We start from the raw sequence: 2650 nt of genomic DNA on the forward strand, positions 1-2650 counted from the left end.
CCTGCCGCAATATCAGCATTGGAAATACCGCCTGACCCTTGAGGTAATGTGTTGACGGCTTGTTGCAATTCTGCACAAGAGAAAAGCCCAAATACAAAAGAGAGGAATAGCAACTTTTTCATAATACTCATAATTTGGAATTAAGATAAAAAAAAACATCCCGATCTGATACAATACAGAACGGGATGTGTAATAAAAAATCTTAAATGGTTATTTTACGATTTTAACTGTTTTCTTGGCATTGTTGATAGTTACTTCAACAAAGTATATACCTGACTTGTAAGAACTCATATCAATAGATGGAGAAATTGCATTAGGTGCACTTTGGTGTACAAGACTACCCAATACATTATAAACAGTAATGTTGCTCACTGCATCATTTGATTTGATGTTCAATTGGTCAACAACCGGATTTGGATATACAGAAAATGACTCAGCAGCAAAATCATTTGTAGAAAGAACTCCTTCAACAAGCTTAAAGTCATCGATGTAATAGCTGTTGTCAGTGTCAATTGAGAAGAAGTTTATTGAGCCTAAAGCATTGGCAGCTGAACCACCGGCAGCACCACCAACATAAGGTTCGTCATCTAAAAGCAATTGACCATCAATCCAACATTTTTGGGTCATATTGTCGAGATTGATTTCGTGTTTAACTTCAAACCAGAAATTTGAAAGAAAGGGCACTGTGTTACCGGTTTGATCATGTGTAATCATACCTGCGGTTCCGCCACTTGCAGTAGCACCGGCAAAAAACTGTCCATTCCACTGAATTCCGGCAATTTCATTGTCTTGAATGTTCCAGAAACCGGTAGCACCTCCATCTACATACATATAGAAGCTTACGGTCCAAATTCCTGATGCCTTGTTGTCAAGTAGGAAAATCACGTCGTCTGATTGATTGTTTCCTACATACATTGATTGGTCTGGTGAATTAGACTGGTCAAGTACAACGTTACAATCAGTAACACCGGCTGCCGGCCACATCTCGATATAAACAGATTGTGGGCTTACAGGGCCTAAGGTCATGTTGTCAAAGTTGATTTCATACTGTGCGTTTGCAGTAAAAGCAATAAACGCAAGTGCCAAAAAGTAAATTTTTTTCATAATTAGTTTTTTTAAAGTTTTTGTAAATTTAATTTGTAACGACGAATTTAAGGATATTTTCCATTAAAAAAAAATTTACACTTAATTTTAAGAATTGATTCAAATTTTTCAATGCATTTTTGACCTTTTCATCCTTATGATTTTTGTAAATTGCAGCACTTTTAAAAATTCTTTGTAAATGAACAATCAAGAACCTTATAAACCCAAAAATAAAGTAAGAATTGTTACTGCAGCCTCCCTTTTTGACGGTCATGATGCAGCAATAAACATTATGCGCCGCATCATTCAGTCCACCGGTGTTGAAGTAATTCACCTTGGTCACGATAGAAGTGTTGAGGAAGTTGTCAATACCGCCATTCAGGAAGATGCCAATGCCATTGCAATGACTTCTTATCAGGGGGGGCACAATGAGTATTTCAAGTATATGTATGATTTACTTCAAGAAAAAGGTGCCGGTCATATCAAAATATTTGGTGGGGGTGGAGGTGTGATACTGCCTGAAGAAATCAAAGACTTGATGGATTATGGCATCACCCGCATATATTCACCTGATGACGGTCGCGAAATGGGGCTTCAGGGAATGATTAATGATTTGGTGAGAAAGGCCTCCCCCGACCCCTCCGAAGGAGGGGAGATACCCTGTAATCTTGATGCTTCAGGTTTAAAAGCTATGGGAAAAGAGGTGGTTTTGCAAAATTTAAAAAAGAAAAACGTAAATACCATCGCAAGGTTAATTTCCATAGCAGAAAACAAACCCGATGAATTTCAAAAGCTATTTACCCCCCCCTCGGGGGGGCAAGGGGGGGCTTCCCCCGTCCTCGGCATCACCGGAACCGGTGGTGCCGGAAAATCTTCACTGGTTGATGAACTGGTGAGGCGTTTTTTGATTGATTTCCCTGAAAAAGCTATAGGTATCATATCTGTGGACCCTTCCAAAAGAAAGACAGGAGGTGCTCTTTTAGGTGACCGTATCCGAATGAACGCCATTAACAATCCACGGGTTTATATGCGTTCGCTGGCAACACGGCAGTCCAATCTGGCACTTTCAAAATATGTAGCCGAAGCCATTGCTGTATTAAAAGCTGCAAATTATGACCTGATCATTCTGGAAACTTCCGGAATTGGTCAAAGCGATACCGAAATTATAGAACACAGTGATATGTCATTGTATGTAATGACACCGGAGTTTGGTGCAGCTACACAACTTGAAAAAATCGATATGCTCGATTTTGCCGATTTGGTTGCCATCAATAAATTTGATAAGCGTGGTGCTTTAGACGCCCTGCGCGATGTAAAAAAACAATACCAACGCAATCATGGGCTTTGGGATGCCAAACCGGATTCATTGCCTGTTTTTGGAACAATCGCTTCCCAGTTCAACGACCCGGGAATGAACACGCTTTACAAAAAAGTGATGGAAGTGTTGGCAGAAAAAACAAATACCGAACTCACAAGCACTTTCCAAATCACAGACGAAATGTCTGAAAAAATATTTGTCATTCCACCGGCTCGCACCCGCTACCTTTCAGAAATAGCTGAAAATAAC

2 protein-coding genes are annotated in these 2650 nt (G+C 39.8%); one reads left to right on the forward strand and one right to left on the reverse strand.

All coding sequences use genetic code 11. The features are described 5' to 3' along the window. Window positions 1–210: 210 nt before the first annotated feature. Entirely contained in the window at window positions 211–1104 is an 894-nt protein-coding gene (locus AC6F75_RS09985; RefSeq protein WP_500714881.1) for a T9SS type A sorting domain-containing protein, read from the reverse strand. A 178-nt stretch (window positions 1105–1282) separates the two neighbouring features. On the opposite strand from AC6F75_RS09985, the gene AC6F75_RS09990 reads away from it, so the two are divergent. Continuing rightward, window positions 1283–2650: cobalamin-dependent protein (locus AC6F75_RS09990; RefSeq protein WP_500714882.1), on the forward strand; the 1368-nt coding region annotated here is incomplete at its 3' end.

It is taken from the genome of Planktosalinus sp., assembly GCF_059864935.1.